The organism is Modestobacter marinus (genome assembly GCF_019799945.1).
GTDB classification, from domain to species: Bacteria; Actinomycetota; Actinomycetes; order Mycobacteriales; family Geodermatophilaceae; genus Modestobacter; species Modestobacter marinus_B.
Map to the genome: position 1 here is coordinate 1 of NZ_JABGCH010000075.1, position 4,358 is coordinate 4,358.

1 protein-coding gene is annotated in these 4,358 nt (G+C 34.2%); it reads left to right on the plus strand.

Annotated elements, in window-relative coordinates; all coding sequences use genetic code 11:
* Positions 1 to 3,578: 3,578 nt before the first annotated feature.
* Positions 3,579 to 4,046: a hypothetical protein gene (locus HK417_RS24070; RefSeq protein ID WP_222273139.1), complete on the plus strand. Its 468-nt coding sequence runs from the start codon at positions 3,579 to 3,581 to the stop codon at positions 4,044 to 4,046.
* Positions 4,047 to 4,358 lie beyond the last annotated feature (312 nt).

Consider the following 4,358-nt stretch of genomic DNA (forward strand, 5'->3'; position numbering starts at 1 on the left):
GCACTAATATATCACCCTTGCTAAAAACAGCAAGTCAATGTGTGACAGTCATGGTGGTGACTGGGTGGTATTCATTCCCTAGCAACTGGGGGCGAAGGAATGCTGTTGTGGTAGGATGATGTGTACCTGGTGAGGTAGTCATCCCGGATGGTTGTGACACCCTAAAATGAGGTGGCCATCTGTTGTGATATTTGATGTTTTGATGGTTGTGAACCTTAAAATAAGGTGGCCATCTGTGGTGAATATTTGATGTTTTGCAGAAAAAATGCAGAACAGTGGAAATGGCAGGTATGACTGCATGAGCATTGCATCGTATATCTGTCATATGCATAAAGCATGCATGTAGTGTGAGATTATTTATTGTGAAAAAGTGATGGATATATTCTGTAATATTTATAAATAATTACAGATGTGGTGATTTTAATATGTGATATTTGGCTGATGATAAATTTGTTGACAGCCATGAGAATGTGGAAGGATGTGAATGTTTTGTTGAGAAATGAAAATATTGTATTCATGTAATACGATTCTCAATATTAATAAAAGTGAAAAAAATGGCGACTCGCCCGTGGACGTAAGCAAATTGCCCAACCACGTAAATTTCTGGTGTTGTTTATTTTCTGCTATGTGTTAGCACGATATACTATCTAACTCAGTAAACTAAATGGATGTTTCTGGAATTCGAGTACATTACGGGACTGTACTCATGATACAAACTAGTACTCAGCGCTATCTTTAATTTTTGAGATGTTGTAAATTATTTAAAGTCTTCCGCACGCGTATTTTTGAAAAATTGTTTTAAACTCAATAAATTTTAAATGAAATTATTTAAAAGATAAGCGCTTGGTATTTTGTGTCACTGTGGCATTTCCGCATAGGGGGTACCCTGTGTGGGGTGTTACAAGTTTTGGTATCAGAGCTTTTGGTTGTTGAGTGAGTACTAGTCACGAAAGAGAAACACTATCCATGAATGAGTTACTGAGTTGTAGTATTTGTAACTTAAGGTTTGGACTGAGATGTCTAATCCTAAGGGGGAGGTGAATTCATCTTTAGTAGGTGATGATTTAGAGCCCTTCGATCCGGTAAAGTAGAGTTATAGTAACTTACTTGGATTGAGATTAGGGCAGACGTATGTGTGTACATGTATATATATATGTGTTTATATATATATGTATGATGGTTGTGTATATACATATATATGTGTGTATATGTATGTGTGTATGATATTTGTGTATGAATACTTGTATAAATATGAGATAAAGTACAATACCTGAGTGATGGTATATTATGAGTATAATCTTGTTTCTTTGGTAGAGAAAATGTGTAATTATGTGATTATGATTCGTGAAGAATCATTAGTGATATTTATATGTGAATGATTCTGGTATGGATCATTAGTAGTCTATTGAGATTACACATAACAGTTGATTATGGTAGAAATACTTGAAATTATGAAAGCACAATTATTTCATAGAGGATGATTTTCTTGATGCTTGATTTTTATACAAATCATAATCAAGTGTACAGTGGTAGTAAGTGGTATTTACATATGGTAGATACAAACATTACAAGTATTTCCACAGCTTAAGTCTTGAACTTTGAAACAAGTATTTGAGGCTTAGAAGCTCCAAATTTTCTCGGACCTTGAGACTTCATTCCTTTAGAGTTGGCTAAATCTCTTCATACCAAAGAGTATTCTTTAGAATACATATCGCTTGGAGATTTAGGTCGGTGAAGTAGTTTGACTGCTATTACATGGATAATAGAGTATTTTCTTCGTATTCTGATGAAATTGCTGGCTAAATCTTCATACCAAAGAATATATCTTAGAGTATGAATTGTTTGGAGATGCACTTTGAGGATGCATATGATATAATCTTTGACAGACTACTGCATGCCTGGTAGAATCAACCTCAAAGTCTATATGTTAGAGTATGGAAAGGATTGCTTGGAAATGCATGTCGATGTAACACATGCACACTCAACTATGTTTGATTCCCAAGATATAATTAATAGGGATCAATAGTTATCTCCATAAAAATTATATTTAGGGGATACAAACAGTGACCCATACTCTTGAGATTAATAGGAATCAATAGTTACCCATGAGAGATACAAGTTGTGGAGGCAAGTATCAACTACTATGATCCACCTAAATGGCATTATAAAGGATCTATAGCAGTATCCTCAAAAACCATATTTAGGGGTGATCCGTTATTCTGAGATTCATGATGAGGATGCATCACAAATATTATCATGAAAAGATGAGATTCATGATGTGGATACTTCTCAAATATCATCATGGTAAAGATAAGAATAAACAAGATCATGATGATGATGATGACTCACTGATATTCTCAAGGAGATGAGGAAAGCAAGATGATGATGGTGAGGTCAGATTTCCTTACTTAGGAAACCATAGTTTCGGATCATCTTTCAAGGTGTTGTCCTACACCTTAGAAACTTCTGTATAGCTTAGATAACTATGACAGAAGAGAGTGAGCGCATGGTAGGGCTGACATCTTTCGGACTGGCTTCTCACCTAACAAAAATCTGTTAAAGATTTTCGTTAATGGTAAAGACCCATTGTTGTCCCTGAATGATAACCCATAATCCATCTCTGCTTCGCTACGAGCTCTTGTGAATGCTACTTTTAATAATAGAGCTTGAAACTGAGAAGGTAAATTCTCAGTTGGCGAATTGAGGGAAGTAGCTATGAGGAGCAGGAAACCAGCAAGATGGAACACATAACAAAAAGTGATATAGCTTCTATTGTTACATGTAACGATGGAGATTGAAGCAAATACCAATTTTTGGTGAATGAGGATAAATAAAGCTGTTTCTAGTGGTAGTGATAGAAGAAAGCATTTCTTCTGACATTCTTAAAGAATTTCAGAAATGGAGTTAAGAGTAGATATTGAACAAAAATTTTATGCAATGGTAGAACATGAAGATGATTTTCATGAATCAAAATGAGATGCTGCATTTTCAGATATAGGAACGAAAGATAGAGTGGGATGAGTAGATGGAAAGAGGAGAGCCAAATTTATACAAAAATTTGAATATACGTTTGGTTGAGAAATTCAAACTGATTTGAAGCGTATCAGACTAATTACTGTGTACTTTTTGATAAAGCGAGATTTTCTGATAACGTATTCAGACTGATTTGAATTGTCGGTAAAGCAGACAAAATTACTTTTTGACAAACGAGTGCTAGAACTGTTCACTTTTTGACAAATAATTGATTCTCTGAAAATGTATTCGAACTGATGTGAATTGTCGGTAGAGCGGACAAAATTACTTTTTGAAAAATGAGTACTACTACTGTTTACTTTTTGAAAAATGAGTGCCAGTACTGTTTACTTTTTGAAAAATGAGTACTAGTACTGTTTACTTTTTGACAAATGATTGATTTTCTGAAAACGTATCGGCAGATACAGTTGTTGGATATTTTTTTTTCAAAAGTTGGAGAACAGTAGATTTTGCTGTCTGATATCAATGCTTTTAAATGCATTTCTGCATCGTAAACTACACCATTCTTTTATCAAAAATCTCCTGAGATTTCTTAAGTTTTTGCAATGGCATCTCCATCTTCCGTTAACATGATTCCTGATTTGAATGAGTCTTTGGATGCTCAACTACATCAACCTTTAGTTATTCCTCAAAATGAAGGGATGCTTACACAAAGGTCTGATATAGAAGCCTTGTATGAGTCTCTTGCACTTTGTTCTAGAACTACAAGTTCTGTACAAAATATAGCTCTGCGTCTGAAAGCTAGGACAGCAGAAGTGCGAGCCAGAATTGACGAAGTTGAGAGTCTACGACAGTTACTTAAGGAGACTCGAATGAAAAATAGGATACTGACACGTGAGAATAGAGAGTTAAGGCGTATGTTGGATTCATATGCTAAAGAAATGGATCCAAAGATTACAGAGTTGGAGAAGTATAATGATAAGATTAAAGAAGTACAGCAGGAAATTTTAGACAGATTACAAAAGGTGTCTGTAACTGCTGCTTCTACTTCTCAACATAATCTTACTCTGTGATGTATATAAATAATATTTATTTATTTGATTTGGCAGATAATTGTTATTTCCTTGATTTATGTATATAAATATATATACATATGTGTGAAGTATTTTATCTGTCTGCTGACGGCTGATTTCGGGGACGAAATCCTGTTAAGGGGGAGGTATTGTGAGACCCCGAAAATTTTAATACCGTATATATATATATTTTTAATTATATATATACTTGTTGCTAGTATATTGTATATATTTTAAATACACACTTGGCATTATTCTAATAGGGTTTGAAATATGCCATGTGGTCATTAATTGAGAAGGGTGAATTTTTAT